Origin of the sequence: Castellaniella sp., assembly GCF_049650445.1 — a bacterium.
Classification (GTDB): domain Bacteria; phylum Pseudomonadota; class Gammaproteobacteria; order Burkholderiales; family Burkholderiaceae_B; genus Castellaniella.
Window position 1 is genome coordinate 14,671 of record NZ_JBASAD010000026.1, and the last position, 21,991, is coordinate 36,661.

A 21,991-nucleotide genomic window follows, 5' to 3' on the forward strand; every position below is an offset into this window, starting at 1 on the left:
GCTATAATTCGCGGGATTTTTCCTTACTGGAGATATGCATGGAAAGCATCGAACAGCGCGTCAAGAAGATCGTCGCTGAGCAACTCGGCGTCAACGAAGCTGAGATCAAGAACGAATCTTCCTTCCTTGACGACCTCGGTGCCGACTCGCTCGATATGGTCGAGCTCGTGATGGCCCTCGAAGACGAATTCGAAACCGAGATCCCCGACGAGGAAGCCGAGAAGATCACGACGGTCCAACAGGCGGTCGACTACATCACCTCGCACAGCAAGCAGTAATCTCACCACCCTGTTGCGGCTTGCCGCACCAGGGCTGGACGGCCTGTCGCACCAAGCCGGACAGGCGCCGGGGCGGTTCGCGGCGGGTACCATCGGCAGGCTGAAACAGCCTGCCGCATTGGCCCGTCACGGGTCGCCCTTTTTTCATCGCAGGGCCGCCCCAAGATGAAAAGCGCCCCTCGGGGGGCAGCAAGCCGAAGGCGCAGCGTGGGGGCCTTCTTTCATTTATTTTTCAGCTTCAGGAGCCGAGTCAGTGAAACGACGTGTCGTCATAACCGGATTGGGCATCGTGTCGCCCGTGGGCAACGATGTGCAATCCGCCTGGGACAACCTCATTCACGGTCGTTCGGGCATCGGCCGCGTGACGCGTTTCGACGCCTCGGTGCTCAACAGCCAGATCGCGGGCGAGGTCAAGGGTTTCAATGTGACCGATTACATGGGGGCCAAGGAAGCCAAGCAGATGGATTCCTTCATCCATTACGGCGTGGCGGCCGGCATCCAGGCCTGGCGTGATTCGGGGCTGGACATCGCCGCCGAGGACGCCGATCGCATCGGTACCATCATTGGTTCGGGCATTGGCGGTCTGCCGCGCATCGAAGAAACCCAGATCGAATACCTGGAGCGGGGCGCCCGGCGCATTTCGCCGTTTTTCGTGCCGGCTTCGCTGATCAATCTGATCTCGGGTCAGTTGTCCATCATGCTGGGTCTGAAAGGCCCCAGCTACGCCGTGGTTTCGGCCTGCACGACCGGCCTGCACTGTATCGGCGATGCCGCGCGCCTGATCGAGTACGGCGACGCCGACATCATGGTGGCCGGCGGGGCCGAAAGCTCCGTGTCCCCCCTGGGCATGGGGGGCTTTGCCGCCATGCGTGCCTTGTCCACCCGCAACGACGATCCCGAGACCGCTTCGCGTCCCTGGGACCGCGACCGCGACGGCTTCGTCCTGGGCGAGGGCGCCGGCGTGCTGGTCCTGGAAGAATACGAACATGCCCGCCGCCGCGGCGCCCGCATCTACGGCGAATTCCTGGGCTTTGGCATGAGCTCCGACGCGCATCACATCACCAGCCCGGACCAGGACGGTCCGCGCCGGGGCATTCTGCACGCGTTGCGCAACAGCGGCGTGAACCCCGACCAGATCAGCTACGTCAACGCCCACGGCACTTCGACCCCTCTGGGCGACAAGAACGAGACGGCGGCGCTCAAGCTGGCGTTCGGCGACCATGCATACAAGCTGGTGGTCAATTCCACCAAGTCCATGACCGGGCACTTGCTGGGCGCGGCGGGCGGTATCGAGGCGGTCTTCACGACCCTGGCGGTGTACCACCAGATTTCGCCCCCGACCATCAATCTGTTCAACCAGGATCCCGAATGCGACCTGGATTATTGCGCCAATCAGGCGCGCGACCTGAAGATCGATGTGGCGTTGTCCAATTCCTTCGGCTTTGGTGGCACCAATGGCTCGATGCTGGTGGGGCGCCTCTGACCCCCCGGCCGCATCATGACTGAGCGCGAGGTCGATCTCGCGCTGGTCGAGCGCGTCAGGCGCGGCGAACGCCACGCCTTTGATCTGCTGGTGATCAAATACCAGCGCAAGATCATGCGGCTGCTGTCGCGCCTGATTCACGACCCGGCCGATATCGAGGACGTCGCCCAGGAGGCCTTCATCAAGGCCTACCGCGCCTTGCCCCAGTTCCGGGGCGAAAGCGCCTTCTACACCTGGCTTTACCGGATTGCCCTGAACACCGCCCGCAACTGGCAGGCGGCCAGTTTTCGCCGGCCCGCCACTGTGACACCTCTGGAAAATGAGGATGGTGAAACTTTTGACCAGATTGATGGCCTAAGCGATCAGAGCACCCCTGAATCGTTGATGGCCAGCCGGCAGGTCGCCCAGGCCGTCAACGAGGCCATCGATGAACTGCCGGACGATTTGCGCGCCGCGATCGTGCTGCGGGAAATCGAAGGGATGAGTTATGAAGAAATCGCCAGCACCATGCAATGTCCCATCGGTACGGTCCGTTCGCGTATCTATCGCGCCCGCGAAGCCATCGCGGCTCGCCTGCGACCGGTCATGGAACGTGATACGGATCGCCGTTGGTAAGGAGCCGTCATGAATGCCAAACCTGATTCTGCCGTGACAGAGCGCGCCTGGGAGGCCTCAGTGTCTTCCTGGGTGGACGGAGAGGCCGAGCTGCGCTCCGAAGATCTCGACACCCCCTATGGGCGCCAGCTCTGGGACACTTACCACTTGATTGGCGACGTCATGCGCAGTCCGGACCTGGCGATCCGCCCGTCCGAACGCTTCTATGCGCGTGTGTCGGCCGCTCTCGACGCGGAGCCGGCCATTGTCGCGCCGTTGCCGCTGGCCCGGCGCCATCTGCTGCGCAACGGCCTGTCGGGGTTGGCGGTCGCGGCGGCCGTGGCGTCCGTCGTCTGGATGGCTCGTCCGTTCTTCCTGGCCCCGGACGCACCGCTCACCACCACGCCGGTCATGGCCCAGGCCGACGAGCCCGAGGCCGCCGATCCGGGGCTGGCTGATTACATGGCCGCGCATCAGTCGATGGCGGGTGCCGGCGCGGTGCGCCAGGTTTCTCTGGATGGGATGGGGGCGCGCTGATGCTGACCTGGGCGCGGGCCGGATGCCGGGCGGGGTTGTGCCTGGTTTTTGCGTGGACCGCTGCCGCAGGTGCGGCCGAGGCCGACCCGCTGACCTTTCTGCGGCAGGTCCAGGATGCCGCTCGCACCCTGGACTATGCCGGCATCACCGTCTACCAGCAGGGACACACCCTGCAGGCCACGCATCTGGTTCATCAGGTGGATGGCACCGGCGAACGGGAACGCCAGGAAGTCCTGGACGGCTCGCCCCAGGAATGCCTGCGGCAGTACGGCATGGAAGAATGCCTGCTGCCGGAACACCGGCTGGTGATCACGCGGCCCGCACACAGCGATCATTTCCCGGCGCTGCTGCTGGGCGAGGGCGCGACGATTGCCCGGCACTACGACTGGAAGCCCCTGGGCCGCACTTACCGCGTCGCTGGGCGCGAATGCGCCGTGTCCGAATTGCGGGCGCGCGACGCTTTGCGCTACAGCTACCGGATTTGCACGGATCTGAAGAACCATCTGCTGCTCAAGAGCCAGACGCTGGACGCCCAGGATCGTCTGGTGGACCAGGTGGCCTTCAGTCGCGTCCACGTCGGCACCGAAGTGCCCGCCGGTTCGTTGGCCTCGCGCTGGGACACGCGCGACTGGCAGTTGCGTACCGAATCCAGCCAGCCGGCCAATCTGGCCGCGCAGGGCTGGCGGTTCACGCTGCCCGCCGGATTTCAGCCCATCGCCGAACTGACGCGCCAGATGGGGCCCGGCCATACGGTGGATCAATTGGTGTTGTCCGACGGATTGGCAGCAATTTCGATCTTCATTGAAACCTTTGATCCGAAACGCGATCAAAGCATCAGACAGGGCGGCTTGCGGCAGGGCGCGATCAGCGTCTACCGTATGCGGCTGGCTTCTTTCTGGCTGACCGCGGTCGGCGAGGTGCCTGCGCAGACCGTACATGATTTGGCTCACGCCGTGCAATACCTGCCTCAGGCCGCCCACTGATCTTCATATCCTCCAAGGAGAACTCCATGGCTTTTCATCTGCCATATACCGCCGCGTCGCGCGCGGCGGCGGGTGCCGCCGTCAGCCTGGCGCTGATGGTCGCCCTGCCTGTCGGCGTGGCCCAGGCACAGGCGGTGGCCGCCCCCAGCGCCGCGTTGCCCGATTTCACCCAGGTGGTCGAGGCCACCGAGGCCTCGGTGGTCAACATCCGCACCACCGAGGCCGTGCCGGTGCGCCGTTCGCCCATGGGGCCTGGCGAGGGCGATCCCTCCGATCTGTTCCGCTGGTTCTTCGGCCCGGACTTCATGCCCCCCGGCTCTGGCCAGCCCGGCCAGCAGGGTCCGCGCGCCCGGCCCAAGCAGCCGCCCGCTCCGCCCCAGAGCGAGCGCACGGTGCCGCGCGGCATCGGCTCGGGTTTCGTGATCTCCGCCGACGGCTACATCCTGACGAACAACCACGTCGTGGATAATTCCAACGGCATTTTCGTCACCATGACCAACGGCAAGGAATACAAGGCCAAGATCATCGGCACGGATGCGCGCACCGACATCGCCCTGATCAAGATCGAGGCCAACGACCTGAAGCCGCTCGCCATCGGCGATTCGGACAAGCTGCGCAAGGGCCAGTGGGTGCTGGCGATCGGTTCGCCCTTCGGGCTGGACTCGACCGTCACGGCCGGTATCGTCAGCGCGATCAACCGCGACACGGGTGACTACCTGCCGTTCATCCAGACCGACGTGGCCGTCAATCCCGGCAATTCCGGTGGTCCGCTGATCAATCTGCAGGGTCAGGTGGTCGGCATCAACTCCCAGATCGTCTCGCGCAGCGGCGGGTTCATGGGCATTTCCCTGGCCATCCCCATCGACGAGGTGATGCGTGTGGTCGAGCAGCTCAAGGCCCATGGCAAAGTCACGCGCGGGCGTATCGGGGTGCAGATCACCGAGGTCCAGGACGAAGTCGCCCAGGCCCTGGGGCTGAACAAGGGTCAGGGCGCCCTGGTCAGCAGCGTCGAAGCCGACGGCCCGGCCGCGAAGGCGGGCGTGCATCCGGGTGACGTGATCACGGCCTTCAACGGCCAGACCATCAAGCACATGACCGATCTGCCGCGCCTGGTGGGGGCAACCCGCCCGGGTACGGATGCGACGGTCCAGGTCTGGCGCAAGGGCAAGTCGCTGGAGCTCAAGACGACGGTCGCCGAGCTCAATGACAAGGCCGCCACGGATCAGAGCGCCGAGACGCCGTCCCCCGGTGGAGCGGCCGACCGCCTGGGTCTGAAGGTCAAGGCCTTGCCGGCCGACGCCGGAGACCAGGGCGTGGTGGTCGAGCAGGCCGAAGGCGCGGCGGCGGACGTCGGGATCGAGCCGGGCGACGTGATCCTGCGCATCAACGACACCGACATCACCAACCCGAAGCAATACGCTCAGGTCGTCAAGGGCCTGGACAAGTCCCGTCCTGTCGTGCTGCTGGTCAGCCGCGATCAGCAGTCCCAGTGGGTGATCATCAAGCCTCAATAAAAGCTAAAATGCGGCTTGAACGAGAAGGGGACGCCCTGCGGCGTTCCCTTTTCAATTTTTTTCTTTCTATCCTATGGACCACATCCGTAACTTTTCCATCATTGCGCACATCGATCACGGCAAATCGACTCTGGCCGACCGCCTGATTCAGCGTTGCGGGGGTCTGCAGGACCGTGAAATGGAAGCTCAGGTCCTGGATTCGATGGACATCGAGCGCGAACGCGGCATCACCATCAAGGCCCAGACGGCGGCGCTGAGCTACAAGGCGGCCGACGGCCGCGTCTACGCGCTGAACCTGATCGACACCCCGGGCCACGTGGACTTCTCTTACGAGGTCAGCCGCTCGCTGTCGGCCTGCGAGGGCGCGTTGCTGGTGGTCGATTCCACCCAGGGCGTCGAGGCTCAGACCGTGGCCAACTGCTACACCGCGATCGAACTGGGTGTCGAGGTCATACCGGTCCTGAACAAGATGGACCTGCCCTCGGCCGACCCGGACGCCGCCGCCTCCGAGATCGAGGACGTGATCGGCATCGACGCCACCGACGCCATCCAGGCCAGCGCCAAGACCGGCCTGGGCATCGACGAGATCCTCGAAGCGGTCGTGGCCCGGATGCCCCCCCCCCAGGGCGACCCGGCCGCGCCGCTGCAGGCCCTGATCATCGATTCCTGGTTCGACAACTACGTCGGCGTGGTGATGCTGGTGCGTATCGTCAACGGCACCTTGCGGCCCAAGGACAAGCTCCTGCTGATGGCGACCGGCGCCACCCACCTGTGCGAACAACTGGGCGTGTTCACGCCCAAGTCCCAGCCGCGCGATCAGTTGTCGGCCGGCGAGGTCGGTTTCATCATCGCCGGCATCAAGGAACTGGAACACGCCAAGGTCGGCGACACCCTGACGCTGGCCGGCAAGCCCGCCACCGCGCCCCTGCCGGGCTTCAAAGAGGTCAAGCCGCAGGTGTTCGCCGGGGTTTATCCGGTCGAATCCAGCGAATACGACCAATTGCGCGATTCCCTGGAAAAACTGAAACTCAACGATTCTTCGCTGATGTTCGAACCCGAGGTCTCTCAGGCCCTGGGTTTCGGTTTTCGCTGCGGGTTCCTGGGGCTGCTGCACATGGACATCGTCCAGGAGCGGCTGGAACGTGAATTCGACATGGACATCATCACCACCGCGCCGTCGGTGGTCTACGAGGTCCTGAACCGCGACGGCGAACTGCTGATGGTGGACAGCCCTTCGCGCATGCCTGAAGTCGGCCACATCCAGGAAATCCGCGAACCCATCATGACCGTGACGCTGTTCATGCCCCAGGAATACGTGGGGCCGGTCATGTCGTTGTGCACCGCCAAGCGCGGCGTGCAACTGGACATGAGCTACCACGGCCGCCAGGTGCATCTGCGCTACGAGATCCCCCTGGCGGAAATCGTGCTGGACTTCTTCGATCGCCTGAAATCCGTGTCGCGCGGCTATGCGTCCATGGATTACGAGTTCAAGGAATACCGCGTGGCCGACGTGGTGCGCGTGGACCTGCTGATCAACGGCGACCGGGTCGATGCCCTGTCCATGATCGTGCACCGTGCCAATGCCCGGCCCCGGGGTCGGGACGTGGTCACGCGCATGCGTGGCCTGATCCCGCGCCAGATGTTCGACATCGCCATCCAGGCCGCCATCGGTGCCGAGGTCGTCGCCCGCGAAAACGTCAAGGCCTTGCGCAAGAACGTGCTGGCCAAGTGCTATGGCGGCGACATCTCGCGTAAAAAGAAGCTGCTTGAAAAGCAGAAGGCCGGCAAGAAGCGCATGAAGCAGGTCGGTAACGTGGAAATTCCGCAGGAAGCCTTCCTGGCCGTTCTGCAGGTCGAAGACAAATAAAGCATCAATCACGCGTAAGCAAGGTTAGCAAGGACACACCGCATGAGCTGGGATTTCGCCCTGTTGCTGTTCATCGCCCTGGTCGCGACGGGACTGGTCTGGCTGTTGGACGTCGTCGTGCTGCGCGGCCGGCGCCGGGCCCGTGCCGAAGCGGCTGCGCTGGCCTGCCGCAACAACGCCGCCGGGCTCGACCCGGCCGCCCTGCAGGTCGAATGCGACCAGGCGTTTGAGCGGGCCAGCCGCCCGTCCTGGTGGGTCGAATATTGCGTCAGTTTCTTTCCAGTGATCCTGTTCGTGTTCGTGCTGCGCTCTTTCGTGGTCGAACCCTTCCGGATTCCGTCGGGCTCCATGCTGCCGACGCTGGAAAACGGCGACCTGATCCTGGTCAACAAGTACGAGTACGGCATCCGCCTGCCGGTGGTCGACCGCAAGATTCTGGACCTGGGCTCGCCCAAGCGGGGTGACGTGGTCGTCTTCCGCTATCCGGTCGATCCCTCGGTGGACTACATCAAGCGGGTGGTCGGAGAGCCGGGTGACGTGATCGAATACCGTGGCAAGGTCCTGTCGATCAACGGCACGCCGGTGCCGCGCAGCCGCGACGGCGATTACTACGAACCCGACCGCGCGTCCTATGTGGGGCAGTACCAGGAACAACTGGGCGACGTGGCGCACCGCATCCTGCTGAATGTCCAGGTGCCGCAGGACCTGATGCCGATCACGCGCTTTCCGGATTTCCAGGCGTGCACCTATCTGCCCGACGGCGTGCGCTGCACGGTGCCGGCCGGCCAGTACTTCATGATGGGTGACAACCGCGACAACAGCCTGGACAGCCGCTACTGGGGCTTCGTGCCTGACCGCAACATCGTCGGGCGTGCCTTCTTCATCTGGATGAACTTCGGTTCGCCCAGCCGGATCGGCGGATTCAAGTAATGGCCTCCCTGGAATCCCTGCAGTCCGCCCTGGACTACCGTTTTCGGGACATGGGCCTGCTGGAACAGGCGCTGACTCACCGCAGCCACGGCATGCCGCACAACGAGCGCCTGGAATTCCTGGGGGATTCCGTGCTGAATTTCGTCGTCTCCACGCTGCTGTTCGCCGAGCACGCCGAAATGGACGAGGGCGATCTGTCGCGGGTGCGCTCGAATCTGGTCAAGCAGTCCGCCCTGGCCGACATTGCCCAGACCCTGTCCCTGTCGACTCATCTGCGCCTGGGCGAGGGCGAACTGAAAAGCGGCGGTTTCCGCCGGCCCTCGATCCTGGCTGACGCGCTCGAAGCCATCTTCGGCGCGGTATACCTGGACGGCGGATTTCCCGAAATCAGTCGAGTCATCGAACGCCTGTACCGGCCGATTCTGTCGCATATCGATCTGCGGACCTTCGGCAAGGACCCCAAGACTTTGCTGCAGGAGCTCGTCCAGGGGCGCGGCCATCCCTTGCCGCACTACGAGGTCCTGGCCACCCGGGGCGCGGCGCACGACCAGATGTTCGACGTGGTCTGCGAAGTCGCTCCGCTCGGCATCCGTGAACAGGCGTCCGGCAGCAGCCGGCGGGCAGCCGAGCAGGCCGCCGCCGGCCGGGCCATTGCCGCCATTGAATCCCTGGGGCCGGCGCGCCGGTCGGCGCGCCGCCGCAAGCCGGCGCAGCTCTCCCTGCCCGTGGCCGTGGCGCAGGGCGAATCCCAGGACCAGACCCAGGACAAGAAATGAACGCTCCCAGCCCCAGCCCCAGCCGTTGCGGTTTCGTCGCCATCGTGGGCCGTCCCAATGTGGGCAAGTCCACCTTGGGCAATGCCCTGGTCGGGGCCAAGCTGTCCATCGTCTCGCGCAAGGCCCAGACCACCCGCCACCGCATCCATGGCGTGCTGACGCGCGACCAGGACCAGTTCATCTTCGTCGATACGCCCGGCTTCCAGACGCGGCATGGCGGTGCCATGAACCGCATGATGAACCGGGTGGTCACCCAGGCCCTGGCGGAAGTCGATGTCGTGGTCCACGTGGTCGAGGCCGGGAAATGGTCGGCGGGCGACGCCGGCGTGGTGCCGCTGCTGCCCAGTAACCGCCCGGTCATCCTGGCGGTCAACAAGGTCGACGCGATCAAGGACAAGAACGCGATGTTCGCCTACGTGTCGCGCCTGATGGAAGAATTCCCTTACGCGGCCGTGGTGCCGGTCAGTGCGCTGCGCGACGTGCAGCTCGATACGCTGCTCCAGGAGATCGGCCGCTACCTGCCCGAGGGCGAACACATGTTCGAGGCCGACACCCTGACGGATCGGCCGATGCGCTTCCTGGCGGCTGAACTGATCCGGGAAAAGATCTTCCGCCTGGTGGGTGACGAACTGCCCTATGGTTGCACCGTGGTCATCGAGCAGTGGGAAGAAAACGCCGAAGGCGCGCGCATCGCCGCCTGCGTCGTGATCGAGCGCGACAGCCACCGGCCCATCCTGCTGGGGGCGGGCGGCCAGCACATGAAGCGCATCGCCACCGAAGCCCGCCAGGACATCGTCAAACTGCTCGAAAAGCCGGTTTTTCTGGACGTCTACATCAAGGTTCGCAAGGGCTGGTCGGATCGCGAGGCGGCCCTGCGAGACCTGGGGTATGAGTAAACGCAGCCAGCGCATCCAGGATGCGCGTGGTTACGTGCTGCATGCCAATCCCTGGCGTGAAACTTCCCTCATCATTCAGGCCTTCACCCGCGACCACGGCTGCGTCGCCCTGGTGGCCAAGGGCGCCAAGCGCCCGTATTCGGCGCTGCGCCCGGTACTGGTCGGTTTTCAGCCGTTGTGGCTGTCCTGGACCGGCTCCGCCGAGGTCCACACCCTGACGCGCGCCGAATCCGGCCCGGTACGCCTGCTCGACGGCCGGTCGATGATGTCGGGTTGGTACATGAACGAGCTGATCCTGCGCCTGCTGGCGCGCGAAGACCCGCACCCGGGCGTGTTCGACGCCTACGAGACTGCGCTGGACGTGCTGGCCGAGACGCGCGGCCGCCCCCACGCCGCCGTGCTGCGCCGCTTCGAATGGCTGCTGCTGGAGCAGGCCGGTTACGGGCTGGATGCTCCGATGCCGGATTTCGATCAGGCGGGCGCCGAGCCGGGTCTGCGCCAGGCGCTGCGGGAGCGCCTGGACGAGCTGCTGGACGCGCCCCTGCGCACGCGCCAGGTGCTGATGGATCTGCAGCGTTACTGAAATCGAAAGATCACTCTATGAAAACAGGCATCCTCCTGTCGGTGGCGTCCTCGGCGCTGTTCGCGACGATGTATTACTACGCGACGCTGATGCAGCCTTTCGATGGTGACGTCGTGTTCGCCTGGCGGATCCTGATGGGCTTGCCGATGCTGGCGCTGGTCGTGCAGCGGGCGCGCGGCTGGGGGGCGGTGCGCCAGGCCGCCCGGGATTTTTCCCGGGGGAAGTTCCTGGGCGCCATGATCGTGTGCTCGCTCCTGCTGGGGGTGCAGTTGTGGCTGTTCGTGTGGGCGCCGTTGCACGGCCATGCGCTGAACGTGTCCATGGGCTATTTCCTGCTGCCGCTGGTGATGGTGCTGGTCGGGCGGCTGTTCTATCGCGAGCAGCTCAGCACCTGGCAGGTCTGGGCGGTGGCGTTCGCCGCGCTGGGCGTCGGGCACGAGTGGTGGCGTCTGGGGACGGTGTCCTGGACGACGTTGCTGGTCGCCCTGGGTTATCCGCCGTACTTCATGCTGCGTCGCCGGCTGCGGGTCGACGCGCTGACCAGCCTGTGGTTCGACATGTTTTTCCTGCTGCCGGCGGCCGTCCTGGTCCTGCAGGCTCAGGGGGCCGAGGTCGTGCGCCAGTTCGCCACCTATCCGCGTCTGATCCTGCAAGTCCCCGTGCTTGGCCTGCTGAGTGCGGTGTCGCTGGCCATGTACCTGGCGGCCAGCCGGATCCTGCCTTTGAGTCTGTTCGGCCTGCTGAGTTACGTGGAACCGGTGCTGCTGTTCTGGGTGGCGTTCCTGCTGATGGGCGAACCCGTGGCGCCGGCGCAGTGGCTGACCTATATCCCGATCTGGATCGCGGTGGGGCTGGTGGCGGTGGAAGGGGCGAGGAAGTTGAAAACGAGGGCCGGGTCACCTGAGGACGATACGGTGGCAAAAAAATAGCGGGCCGAAGCCCGCTATTTTTGTGTCCCTGCCAGGGGATCAGTCGCGATTCCCGCCGAAGATGCCCAGAAGCATCAGCAGGTTGGAGAAGATGTTGTACAGGTCCAGGTAGACCGCCAGGGTGGCGGACACGTAGTTGGTTTCGCCGCCCTGGACAACGCGCTGCAGATCGACCAGCAGGAAGGCCGAGAAGATACCGATGGCCAGTACCGACAGGGTCAGCATCAGGGCCGGGATCTGCAGGAAGATGTTGGCCACCATGGCGACCAGCAGCAGGACCACGCCCACGAACAGGAATTTTTGCAGGTGGGTGAAATCGCGCTTGGTCGTGGTGGCGACGGTGGCCATGACGCCGAAGACCGCCGCCGTGCCGCCAAAGGCCAGCATGACGAGCTGAGCGCCATTGCCCATGCCCAGCACGTGGCCCAGCAGCCGCGACAGCATCACGCCCATGAAGAAGGTAAAGCCCAGCAGCAGGGCGACGCCCAGCGAGGAATTCTTGTTGCGTTCGATCAGGACCATGAGGCCGATGGCGCCCACCAGGAACACGATCGTGCTGACACCGGGGCTGGTGGCCATGGCCTGATTCATGCCGAAGGACAGACCGACGGCGGCCCCCAGAACCGTGGGGATCAGCGACAGCGCAAGCAGCCAGTAGGTGTTGCGCAGGACGCGGTTGCGGGCGGCAGCCGGCGCGGCATAGGCGCTGGTGTCGGGCAGGGTATGGCGGAAGTCGGACATGGCGGTTTCCTATAGTGCGTGGGGCCGATGCACGGCATTGGCCAGAATGAGATCAATCTTACAACAAGCTGAACAATATCGTCTATCAGGGCGAAGAAACGGCACATCCCCGGGGAATTCCGGGCCGGCGCCGTCGCGTGTGCAATGACGGTCCTTGTGTTGGACACTCAGGCGCCGTGTTGGTTCCCGACGGCGGGATGGTCGGCCGGCAGACGGTGGCCCCGCACGTCGTGGCCGGCTTGCTGGTACTGGGCCCAGCGCTTGCGGGCGGCCTGGATGTCGGCCTCGTGGCCGGAGACGATTTCCAGGATGCGCTCGAAGCGTTCGGCCCCTGGCGGGCAGTCCAGGTCCAGGTTCAGCAGCCAGCCCAGGGGCGGCGTGCCGGTCAGGGTCGCGGCGTCAGCCACCAGGACCACGTCGGCCTGATCCGCCAGGGGATCGCCGGCCAGGACATGCGGGATGAAACTGGCCGGCTCGAATTCCCACAGCAGGGCATCGAAGCGCCGCAGGCGGCGCTCGTCGGTGCAGTACACCAGCAGCCGGCGGCCCGCACCGACGTGGCGTGCCGCCGTGCCGCAGGCCATGCGCAGCCGGTGGGCCGCGCCGTAGGCGAAATCGACCCGCGTCATGTTACTGGGCCTTGGCTCCGCATTGCCCCAGCAGATAGCTCATCAGCAGAGGCACGGGGCGGCCGGTGGCGCCCTTCTGCTTGCCTTCCAGCCAGGCCGTGCCGGCGATGTCCAGGTGCGCCCAGGGGTATTTGCCGGTGAAGCGCGATAGAAAGCAGGCGGCGGTGGTCGATCCGGCAGGACGCCCGCCGATGTTGGCCATGTCGGCGAAATTGGATTTGAGCTGGTCCTGGTAGGCGTCTTCCAGGGGCAGGCGCCAGGCCGGGTCCAGCGCCTGACGGCCGGCGGCGAGCAGGTCCGTCGCCAGGGTCTCGTCCTGGGTGAACAGGCCGCTGTTGACGTGACCCAGGGCGATCACGCAGGCACCCGTCAGGGTGGCGACATCGATCACGGCGGCGGGTTTGAAGCGTTCGGCGTAGGTCAGGGCGTCGCACAGGATCAGGCGGCCCTCGGCGTCGGTGTTGAGGATTTCGATGGTGCGGCCCGACATGCTGGTGACGATGTCGCCGGGCTTGATGGCAGTGCCGCTGGGAAGGTTTTCGCAACTGGGGATGATGCCGATGATCTCGCGCGGCAGGTTCAGTTCGGCCACGGCGCGCATCGTGCCCAGCACGCTGGCGGCGCCGCACATGTCGAACTTCATTTCGTCCATGCCGGGGCCGGGCTTGAGGGAGATGCCGCCGGCGTCGAAAGTGATGCCCTTGCCGACCAGCACGATGGGGGCCGCTTTGCGGGCGCGAGCCCCGGTCGGCGTGTGGCGCAGGACGATGAAGGCCGGCGGTTCGGCCGAGCCGCGCGCCACCGACAGGAACGAACCCATCTTCAGGGCCTCGATCTTTTTCTGGTCCAGGACTTCGGCTTTCAGGGTCTTGAACTGCTTGGCCAGGTCGCGCGCCGTCTTGCCCAGGTAGGTCGGGGTGCAGACGTTTGGGGGCAGGTCGCCCAGCAGGCGGGTCAGGTTCATGCCGGCGCCGATGGCCGCGCCCTGATCCAGGCCTGCGCGCGCGCGCGCGACCTGGGCGCGGCTCAGGTGCAGGACGAAGGTGCGCAGCTTGGCTGCGGGTTTGGGTTTGCTGAAGGTGGCGTCGTAGCGGTAGGTGGCGGCGCTGATCAGGCGGGCGGCCGAGCGGGCGTTGTCTGCGACGTCGGCGTCCGTGCAGGGCAGGGCGCACAGGGTGGAAACCGCATGGCCCACTCCGGCGCGGACGCAATAGGCCGCCAGCGCTTCGTGGGCACGCGCCAGCGTCGCCGCCTTCAGGCTGTCCTGGGCGCCCAGGCCGAGTAAAATGACGCGTTCGGCGGTGATGCCGGCGGGTGCATGCAGCGTCAGGAGGGCGCCGGGGGCGGCATCGAATTCTGCTTTGACGACGGCTCGGATCGCGCCTTTGGTCGCCTGATCCAGGGCGTCGGCTGCAGGGCTCAGGACTCCGTCCTGGAACACGCCCACGGCCAGGGCCTGGGTTTTCAGCGTCTGCAGAGAGGCCGACGTCGTTGTGCTAAATTCCATTCGTTTTCCTTGGGTCCGGTGAATTCCAGCGAGGTAAAGCACCTCTGAACGGTCCATTATTCCGCATTTTCCATGACATTGTTCAAGCGCGCCGTCTTTTCCGAGATCACCAGCCATGCCGGCATCGTGTTTTCCACGCTGCTGGTGGTGTGGTTGAGCGTGCTGATCGTGCGCCTGCTGGGCGAGGCCGCCAACGGTGATATCGGCGCGAACGTCGTGCTGGGCCTGGCGGCCTTTTCCAGTATCACCGCGCTGCCGGTGATCCTGTCCGTCACCTTGTTCGTGGCGGTACTGACCACCGTCACGCGCAGCTACCGCGAATCCGAGATGTCCGTCTGGTTCGCCAGCGGCCTGTCGCTGGTCCAGTGGCTGTGGCCGGTGATGCGCTTCGCCCTGCCGATGGCGGCCGTGGTGGCGGTGCTGACTCTGTCGGCCTCGCCCTGGGCCTATGGCCAGATCGCCGAATACCGTCAGCGTTTCGAACAGCGTTCCGATTTGTCCAAGGTGACGGCCGGACAGTTCATCGAGACCGATGACGGGCGGCGGGTTTTCTTCGCCGAATCGCCTGCCCGGCCGGACGACGAACTGGGCCGGGTGGTGGCCCGCATCATCGAACCCGACTGGCTCAGCGTGGTCACGGCCGAAAGCGCGGCGATCCGCACCGAGGCCAATGGCGACCGTTTTCTGGTGCTGGGGCCGGGGCACCGCTATGACTTGAAGCCGGACTCACCCGAAATGCGCCTGCTGGATTTCGATCGCTACGGTGTGCGCATCGAAAGCCGCAGCGATCCCGGGGCACAAGAGGCCAGGCGTCAGCAGGCGCTGCAGCAGATCAAGGCGCGCCCGACCCTGGACCTGGTCGCCCAGGGCGATCTCGAATCCATGTCTCAATTGATGTGGCGGCTGTCGCTGCCGCTGGCGGTCCTGAATCTGGCGCTGATCGCCTTGCCGCTGGGGGCGGTGAATCCGCGCCTGGGCCGCTCGGGCGACCTGCTGATCGCCGGTCTGCTGGCGCTGCTGTACATGAACCTGATCAATCTGTCGCGCGGCTGGATCGGCAGCGGCGTGCTGTCCTTCGGCGTCGGGCTGTCGCTGGTGCACGCGGTGTTCCTGGCCCTGGGCCTGGGGCTGCTGTGGCGGCGGATCCGCATGCCCAAGCCCAAGCAGCGCAAGGCTGAGCAAGCCAGGGCGTCCTGATTTTCCCGGTGGCCGTTCAGGTTGTTGTCTTTCGGGTTGGGGACGCTGTTCCCCGGAGGGCATAGGACGGCGTCCAGTCCCCGGCCGGGGTATGCAGGGCCCGGGCGCGGCCATGCAGCAGGTCGTGGTTCAGCGCCACCGCCTGTTTCAGATAGTCCCACAGGGCCATGACCCGGCGCGTGCGGCGCAGGTCTTCGTGGCAGTACATCCAGAAACTGCGCGTGATCAGGACCGAATCGGCCAGCACGGGCTCCAGGCGCTCGTCCTGGGCGGCCAGAAAGCAGGGCAGGACCGCCAGCGCCTGGCCCCCCAGGGCCGCCTGGTATTGGGCCAGTACGCTGGTGCTGCGAAACACCACCCGCGAGGGCGGCACCAGGCCGTCCAGGTAGCGTAGCCGGTCGCTGAACAGCAGTTCGTCCACATAGCCGATGAAGGTGTGCCTGCCCAGGTCGGTCTGGCGCCGGATCGGCGTGTGGCGGGCCAGATAGTCGCGGGTGCCGTACAGCCGCAGGCTGTAGTCGGTCAGTTTGGTGCACAGATAGGGACCGCGTTGGGGGCGTTCCAGTGCGATGGCGATGTCGGCCTCGCGCTTGGACAGGCTGATGAAGCGTGGCACCGGCATGATGTCCAGCGTCATCGCCGGGTGGCGGCGCTGGAAATCCACCATCAGCGGCGTCAGGACCGTGCTGCCAAACCCCTCGGTGGAGCCGATCCGCAGGTGGCCGGAGGGCGTCTGGGCGGCGCCGGACAGGGCTTCGTGGGCCGCCAGCAGGGTGCTTTCCACCTGTTCGGCATGGTTGAAGAAGCGCAGCCCTTCTTCGGTCGGGGTGTAGCCGCTGGCGCGGGACTTTTCGAATAGGGTCACCCCCAGGGCCTGTTCCAGCGCGCGGATGCGCCGCGTCACGGTGCTGTGCCGCACCCCCAGGCGTTGGGCGGCGGCGCTGGCCCGCTGCGTGCGGGCGACTTCAAGAAAATAACGGATCGCGTCCCAGTCGGTCATGGTTGTGCAAATATCGTCAACGAATGTGCAAACATTTTCATGGTAATAAGTTTTTTACACAACTAAACTGGGTCGGGGATCAGAATTCCCCGGCGCCTCATAGAGGGCAAGCCAGAAAACGACAACGGAGACAAGACCATGCAGAAATTCACGCTGACCCTGGGGGGCGCGCTGTGCGCCACCGTGCTGTCCATGTCCGTTTCTCAGGCGGCGACCCCGCCCGTCAAGATCGGGGTGCTGACCGACATGTCGGGTACCTACGCGTCCATGGGCGGCATGGGGTCGGTGTCGGCGGCGCAACTGGCCATCGACGACTGCCTGAAGGCCGAGTGCAAGGGCATGAAGATCGAGCTGGTGTCGGCCGACAACCAGAACAAGGCGGATGTGGGGGCGGCGCGTGCCCGCGAATGGTTCGACCGCGACGGGGTGACGGCGATCGCCGACCTGACCAATTCCGCCGTGGCCCTGGCGGTGCAGAACATTGCCCGCGAAAAGAACAAGGTCGTGATGTTCTCCGGTCCGGCCACCACGGACCTGACCAACAAGAGCTGCTCGCCGGTGGGCTTCCACTGGATGTTCGACGTCTATTCTCAGTCGATCGGCGGCGTCAAGGCCATGTTCGACAAGGGCGGCAAATCCTGGTTCTTCATCACGGTGGACTACGCCTTCGGCCATTCCCTGGAAAAGGGCGCGTCCGACATGGTCAAGGCCCTGGGGGGCACGGTCAAGGGCTCCGTCCCGCACCCGCTGAACGCACCCGACTTCGCTTCCTATCTGCTGCAGGCGCAAAGTTCCGGCGCTCAGGTCGTGGCGCTGGCCAATGGCGGCCAGGATACGGTCAACGTGATCAAGCAGGCGCGCGAATTCGGTATCGTCAAGGGCGGCCAGCGCCTGGCGTCCCTGCTGGTGTTTCTGTCCGATCTGCGCGCGCTGGGCCTGGAAAACGCCCAGGGCCTGAGCTACGTGGACGGCTTCTACTGGGATTTTGACGACGCTTCGCGCGCCTGGTCCGCCCGCTTCGCCCAGGCTTTTCAGGGGAAGAAACCCACCATGACGCAGGCCGGGGTGTATTCCAGCGTGCGGCACTATCTGAAGGCCGTGGCGGCCACGGGTTCCACCCAGGGCGATACGGTGGCGGCGAAGATGCGCGAGATCCCGATCCAGGACCCCATCATGCACAACGCCTCCATTCGTGCCGATGGCCGGGTGATTCACGACATGTACCTGTACGAGGTCAAAACGCCGGCCGAGTCCAAGGGCGAATGGGACCTGTCCAGGCTGGTCGCCACGATCCCGGCCAAGGACGCCTTCCAGCCCTTGTCGGCCTCGACCTGCCCGCTGGTCAAGCATTGACTCCGGTTTCCGCTTTCACTGAATTTACTCAGGAGATTTGAATGAGCGACATCCCACGCGTCCCGCTGCTGATCGGCGGGAAACTCGTCCAGTCCGAAACCAAGGAATGGCGCGACATCATCAATCCGGCTACCCAGGAAGTGGTCGCCCGGGTGCCCTTTGCCACGCCGGCCGAAGTCGAGCGGGCGGTGGCTGATGCCAAAGAGGCTTTCAAGACCTGGCGCAACGTCAGCCAGGCCAAGCGCCGCCAGATCATGGTGGATTTTGCCCAGCTCTTGCGCGAACACACCCCGCAGATCGCCGAGGCCATTTCCCGCGAGCATGGCAAGACCCTGCCCGACGCCGAGGGCGAAGTCGCGCGCGGCCTGGAAGGCGTCGATCACGCCGTGTCGGCCAACACCCTGCAACTGGGCGACTATTCCGAGAACGCCGCCACCGGCATCGACGTCTATTCAGTCATCCAGCCCCTGGGCGTGTGCGCCGGGATCACGGCCTTCAACTTTCCCGTGATGCTGCCGTGCTGGATGTTTCCGATTGCCGTGACCTGCGGCAATACCTTCGTCTACAAGCCGTCCGAGCAGGACCCCACGGCTTCGCTGATGGTGGCGCAACTGGCCCTGGAAGCCGGTCTGCCCCCGGGCGTGCTGAACGTGGTGCACGGCGGCCCCGACGTCGCCGGCGCTCTGTGCGATCACCCTGACATCAAGGCGGTGTCCTTCATCGGCTCGACTCGCGTCGGCACGGAGATCTACCGCCGTTCCTCGAATGCCGGCAAGCGTTGCCAGGCCATGATGGGCGCCAAGAACCACAGCGTCATCATGCCCGACGCCGATCGCGAGGCCGCCCTGAACTCGATGCTGGGCGCGGCCTTTGGCGCGGCCGGCGAGCGCTGCATGGCGATTTCCGTGCTGGTGCTGGTGGGCGAAGCGCAGAAATGGCTGCCCGACTTCGTCGAGCGCGCGCGCAAGCTGAAGATCAACGTCGGCACCGACCGCCAGGCGGATCTGGGCCCGCTGATCTCGCCCGCCGCCAGGCAGCGCGTCGAGGGCTTGATCCAGAAGGGCGTGGACGAGGGCGCCGAACTGCTGCTCGACGGCCGTGGCGTCCAGGTCGCCGGCTACGAAAAGGGCAACTTCGTCGGCCCGACGGTGTTCAGCGGCGTGAAGGCCGGCATGAGCATCTACCGCGAGGAAATCTTCGGACCTGTGCTGTCCGTGGTCATGGTGGACACGCTGGAAGAAGCGGTGGAATTCATCAATGCCAACCCCAATGGGAACGGCACCTCGATCTTCACGCAGGACGGCGGCCACGCCCGCTACTTCCAGAACAACATCGACGTCGGCCAGGTGGGGATCAACATCCCCATCCCGGTGCCGGTGGCCTGGTTCAGCTTCACGGGCTCGCGGGCCTCGAAACTGGGCGATCTGGGGCCCAACGGCCGCCAGTCGATCTACTTCTGGACCCAGACCAAGACCGTGACCGCCCGCTGGCAGGCACACCCGCGCGAGATCAATACGACGATCTCGATGAAGTGACCGGCCCCCCGCTCCCGTGCGCGGGGGCGGCGGGCGTCGAAGTCCGGGTGTGGACAAGCCTGGACGGGCAGGATGCGGACCTTGCCTGGGGTGCTGAGGCTGCTGCACCTAAATAAATAACAAAAAGTCATATTGAATAGGTTCTATATTCCATATAATGGATCTTCCTATAGGGCCTTAGACATGAACCTGCAGCAATTCCGATTTGTCCGCGAAACGATCCGGCGCAACTTCAACCTGACCGAGGCTGCCCGCTCGCTGTACACGTCCCAGCCCGGGGTGTCCAAGGCCATCATTGAATTCGAGGACGAACTGGGCGTGCGGATCTTCGAGCGCCATGGCAAGCGCCTCAAGGGCCTGACCAAGCCGGGCCAGGCCGTGTCCGTGGTCATCGACCGCATCATGCGCGAGGTCGACAACCTGAAGAAGGTCAGCGACGAATTCGCCCAGCGCGACGAAGGCGCGCTGGTCATCGCCTGCACCCACACCCAGGCACGCTACCTGCTGCCGCGCGTGATTCCGGCGTTCCGCGCGCGTTTCCCCAAGGTCCACGTGTCCCTGGCCGAAGGCAATCCCGAACATCTGGCCAAGCTGGTGCTGCATGAACAGGCGGATCTGGCCATTGCCACCGAGACCCTGGCCCGGACCCCGGGCCTGGTGGCCCTGCCCGTGTACACCTGGGAACATACGCTGGTGGTGCCGCCCGATCATCCCCTGACGGAATTGACCTCCAGCGCAGCCCGCAATCTGTCGCTGGAGCATCTGTCCCGCTATCCCATCGTGACCTACGACCGGGCCTTCTCGGGCCGGTGCGCCATTGACGCGGCTTTCGAGCAGGCCGGGATCACGCCCGACATCGTGCTGGAGGCCATCGACGCCGACGTGATCAAGACCTATGCCGACATTGGCCTGGGGATCGGCATCATCGCCGGCATGGCCTTCGACCCGCGTCGCGACAAAGGATTGGTCGGCCTGCCCGCAGGCCACCTGTTTGGCCGGCACACCACCAGCGTGGCGATCAAGCGCGGGGTGTTCCTGCGCGATTTCGTCTACGTGCTGATGGAGATGCTGGCGCCCGAACTGTCGCGTGACGTGGTGGCCGAGGCGGCTGCGCAGCCTGCCCCTGCGGTGCGGGACGCCGCCTAGACCCCCAGGTAAGCCCGTTTCAATTCAGGGTCTTCGATCAGGTCGCGGGCCGGCCCTTCGCGCACGATGCGGCCGGTTTCCAGCACGTAGGCCCGGTCGGCTGCGGCCAGCGCCAGGTGGATGTCCTGTTCGACCAGCAGGATGGTGACGCCCTGATCGCGGATGGCCGTCAGGTTCTCCATCAACTGATCGACGATGATCGGCGCCAGACCCAGGCTCATCTCGTCGACCAGCAGCAGGCGTGGCCGGGCCATCAGCGCGCGCGCCATGGCGCACATCTGCTGCTCGCCGCCGGACATGCTGCCGGCCAATTGACGCCGCCGCTCGGCCATGCGGGGGAACAGGCCGTAGATCCGGTCCAGGTCGGCCCGCACGTCTGCCCGGTCGTCGCGCCGGTAGGCGCCCATCAGCAGATTGTCCTGGACCGACATGCGGGGGAACAGTTGGCGGCCCTCGGGCACCTGCACGATGCCCAGACGGAAGATCGCATCGGGTGTGCGTCCCTCGATGGGCTGGCTGCCGTTCCATTCGATCGTACCCCCCTGGACCGGCAGCAGACCCGAGATCGTGCGCAGCAGGGTCGTCTTGCCCGCGCCGTTGCTGCCCACCAGTGCCAGGAACTCGGCCGGGCGGACGTCCAGAGACACCGAGTCCAGCACCTGGACCAGGCCGTAGCCGGCGGACAGATTGCGGATGCGCAGCAGCACATCCGGTGCGGCGGGCTGGGGCGTGACGGCGTTCATGCGCGTTTCTTCCCGAGATAGGCTTCGACCACGCGGCTGTCGGTGAGCACACTGTCGGGCGGGCCGTCGGCGATCTTCTCGCCGTGGTGCAGCACCATGATGCGGTCCGACAGCGTGCGGATCGCCTTGATGACGTGTTCGATGACGATGATGCTGATGCCGGTGTCGCGCACTTTGCGGATGATGTCGATGACTTCATCGATTTCCACCAGGTTCAGGCCGGCCATGACCTCGTCGCACAGCAGTACGCGTGGCTGCATGGCCAGGGCTTTGGCCAGTTCCAGGCGCTTGCGGTCGGGGCCACCCAGATCTTCTGCGCGGTGATCGACGTGCTTGTCCAGGCCGACGAAGCGCAGGCACTCGCGGGCGCTTTCGCGCGCCAGCGCCAGATTGGCCTGGCCCTGCCCGCGGCCGAACAGGGCGCCGACCGCCACATTGTCCAGCACCGGCAGGCCCGGGAAGGGCTGCATGATCTGGAAGGTGCGGCCGATCCCCAGGCGCGCCCGGCGAAAGGCCGCCAGGCGGTCGATCCGTCGGCCGTCGAACCAGACCTCGCCCTCGGTGGGCTCCAGGGTGCCGCTCAGCAGGCTGATCAGGGTGGTCTTGCCCGCACCGTTAGGGCCGATGAAGCCCAGGATTTCGCCGGGCGCGAGTGTGAAGCTGACGTCGTGCACGGCCACCAGTCCGGCAAAGCGGCGCGTCAGGCTGCGGGCCTCGAGGATCGGGCGCAGGCCGCTTGCGTCTTCGGAGGGCGATGCGCGTGTGGCGCG

The 21,991-nt window shown here is 65.4% G+C and carries 22 protein-coding genes; 16 read left to right on the top strand and 6 right to left on the bottom strand.

From position 1 onward, the window contains the following. Positions 1–38 precede the first annotated feature (38 nt). The 12 genes from acpP to rarD all read left to right on the top strand — a co-directional run bounded on the left by acpP (position 39) and on the right by rarD (position 11,370). Positions 39–278, top strand: coding sequence for an acyl carrier protein (acpP, locus tag WA983_RS09040; RefSeq protein WP_043680887.1), 240 nt, complete (start codon positions 39–41; stop codon positions 276–278). A 253-nt stretch (positions 279–531) separates the two neighbouring features. Next, positions 532–1,761, top strand: a complete 1,230-nt coding sequence (gene fabF, locus WA983_RS09045) for a beta-ketoacyl-ACP synthase II (protein WP_424249811.1) — start codon at positions 532–534, stop codon at positions 1,759–1,761. Between the two features lie 15 nt (positions 1,762–1,776). Next, the gene (gene rpoE / locus WA983_RS09050; protein WP_424249813.1) at positions 1,777–2,376 is read left to right on the top strand and encodes an RNA polymerase sigma factor RpoE; all 600 of its coding nucleotides are present in this window, start codon (positions 1,777–1,779) and stop codon (positions 2,374–2,376) included. Positions 2,377–2,385: 9 nt separating this feature from the next. Next, the gene (locus WA983_RS09055) at positions 2,386–2,892 is read left to right on the top strand and encodes a sigma-E factor negative regulatory protein (RefSeq protein WP_424249815.1); all 507 of its coding nucleotides are present in this window, start codon (positions 2,386–2,388) and stop codon (positions 2,890–2,892) included. Beyond that, complete coding sequence (locus WA983_RS09060) at positions 2,892–3,875, top strand: MucB/RseB C-terminal domain-containing protein (RefSeq protein ID WP_424249816.1); 984 nt, start codon at positions 2,892–2,894, stop codon at positions 3,873–3,875. The genes WA983_RS09055 and WA983_RS09060 overlap by 1 nt, the downstream gene beginning before the upstream one ends. Before the next feature lie 26 nt (positions 3,876–3,901). Then, the gene (locus WA983_RS09065; RefSeq protein ID WP_424249818.1) at positions 3,902–5,389 is read left to right on the top strand and encodes a DegQ family serine endoprotease; all 1,488 of its coding nucleotides are present in this window, start codon (positions 3,902–3,904) and stop codon (positions 5,387–5,389) included. Between the two features lie 73 nt (positions 5,390–5,462). Continuing rightward, entirely contained in the window at positions 5,463–7,256 is a 1,794-nt protein-coding gene (lepA, locus tag WA983_RS09070; protein WP_424249820.1) for a translation elongation factor 4, read from the top strand. 42 nt (positions 7,257–7,298) lie between these two features. Further along, entirely contained in the window at positions 7,299–8,186 is an 888-nt protein-coding gene (lepB, locus tag WA983_RS09075; protein WP_424249822.1) for a signal peptidase I, read from the top strand. After that, entirely contained in the window at positions 8,186–8,962 is a 777-nt protein-coding gene (gene rnc / locus WA983_RS09080) for a ribonuclease III (RefSeq protein WP_424311931.1), read from the top strand. The genes lepB and rnc overlap by 1 nt, the downstream gene beginning before the upstream one ends. Then, positions 8,959–9,858 (top strand): GTPase Era, encoded by a 900-nt coding sequence (gene era / locus WA983_RS09085; RefSeq protein WP_424251570.1) that lies wholly within the window; start codon positions 8,959–8,961, stop codon positions 9,856–9,858. Before rnc ends, era begins: the two co-directional genes overlap by 4 nt. Beyond that, positions 9,851–10,441: a DNA repair protein RecO gene (gene recO / locus WA983_RS09090; protein ID WP_424251568.1), complete on the top strand. Its 591-nt coding sequence runs from the start codon at positions 9,851–9,853 to the stop codon at positions 10,439–10,441. The genes era and recO overlap by 8 nt, the downstream gene beginning before the upstream one ends. Positions 10,442–10,458: 17 nt before the next feature. Further along, a complete protein-coding gene (gene rarD / locus WA983_RS09095; protein ID WP_424251566.1) occupies positions 10,459–11,370 on the top strand; it encodes an EamA family transporter RarD in 912 nt (303 codons plus the stop codon). Positions 11,371–11,409: 39 nt separating this feature from the next. Here the strand turns inward: rarD and WA983_RS09100 are convergent, their stop codons facing one another. From WA983_RS09100 to WA983_RS09110, 3 genes are all read right to left on the bottom strand, one after another. Beyond that, positions 11,410–12,111, bottom strand: coding sequence for a Bax inhibitor-1/YccA family protein (locus WA983_RS09100; protein ID WP_424251564.1), 702 nt, complete (start codon positions 12,109–12,111; stop codon positions 11,410–11,412). A gap of 167 nt (positions 12,112–12,278) precedes the next feature. Beyond that, positions 12,279–12,740 carry a DNA polymerase III subunit chi gene (locus WA983_RS09105; protein ID WP_424311932.1) on the bottom strand — a complete coding sequence of 154 codons (462 nt, stop codon included), beginning with the start codon at positions 12,738–12,740 and terminating at the stop codon, positions 12,279–12,281. Position 12,741: 1 nt separating this feature from the next. Further along, positions 12,742–14,247 (bottom strand): leucyl aminopeptidase, encoded by a 1,506-nt coding sequence (locus WA983_RS09110; RefSeq protein ID WP_424311933.1) that lies wholly within the window; start codon positions 14,245–14,247, stop codon positions 12,742–12,744. A gap of 72 nt (positions 14,248–14,319) precedes the next feature. Between WA983_RS09110 and lptF the strand changes: the two genes are divergently transcribed. Then, positions 14,320–15,444, top strand: coding sequence for an LPS export ABC transporter permease LptF (lptF, locus tag WA983_RS09115; RefSeq protein WP_424311934.1), 1,125 nt, complete (start codon positions 14,320–14,322; stop codon positions 15,442–15,444). Between the two features lie 16 nt (positions 15,445–15,460). Here the strand turns inward: lptF and WA983_RS09120 are convergent, their stop codons facing one another. Beyond that, on the bottom strand, positions 15,461–16,444 hold the full coding sequence (locus WA983_RS09120; protein ID WP_424246895.1) for a LysR family transcriptional regulator: 984 nt from the start codon (positions 16,442–16,444) through the stop codon (positions 15,461–15,463). Positions 16,445–16,636: 192 nt separating this feature from the next. Here WA983_RS09120 and WA983_RS09125 point away from each other — a divergent pair, with 192 nt between their 5' ends. The 3 genes from WA983_RS09125 (at position 16,637) to WA983_RS09135 (ending at position 20,478) form a co-directional block, all read left to right on the top strand. Then, positions 16,637–17,797: an ABC transporter substrate-binding protein gene (locus WA983_RS09125; RefSeq protein ID WP_424246899.1), complete on the top strand. Its 1,161-nt coding sequence runs from the start codon at positions 16,637–16,639 to the stop codon at positions 17,795–17,797. A gap of 41 nt (positions 17,798–17,838) precedes the next feature. Beyond that, positions 17,839–19,332, top strand: a complete 1,494-nt coding sequence (locus WA983_RS09130) for a CoA-acylating methylmalonate-semialdehyde dehydrogenase (protein WP_424246893.1) — start codon at positions 17,839–17,841, stop codon at positions 19,330–19,332. A gap of 183 nt (positions 19,333–19,515) precedes the next feature. After that, entirely contained in the window at positions 19,516–20,478 is a 963-nt protein-coding gene (locus tag WA983_RS09135; protein ID WP_424246891.1) for a CysB family HTH-type transcriptional regulator, read from the top strand. Here WA983_RS09135 and WA983_RS09140 read toward each other — a convergent pair. Beyond that, entirely contained in the window at positions 20,475–21,221 is a 747-nt protein-coding gene (locus WA983_RS09140) for an ABC transporter ATP-binding protein (RefSeq protein ID WP_424246889.1), read from the bottom strand. The genes WA983_RS09135 and WA983_RS09140 overlap by 4 nt on opposite strands. Continuing rightward, entirely contained in the window at positions 21,218–21,952 is a 735-nt protein-coding gene (locus WA983_RS09145; RefSeq protein ID WP_424246897.1) for an ABC transporter ATP-binding protein, read from the bottom strand. The genes WA983_RS09140 and WA983_RS09145 overlap by 4 nt, the downstream gene beginning before the upstream one ends. Positions 21,953–21,991 lie beyond the last annotated feature (39 nt).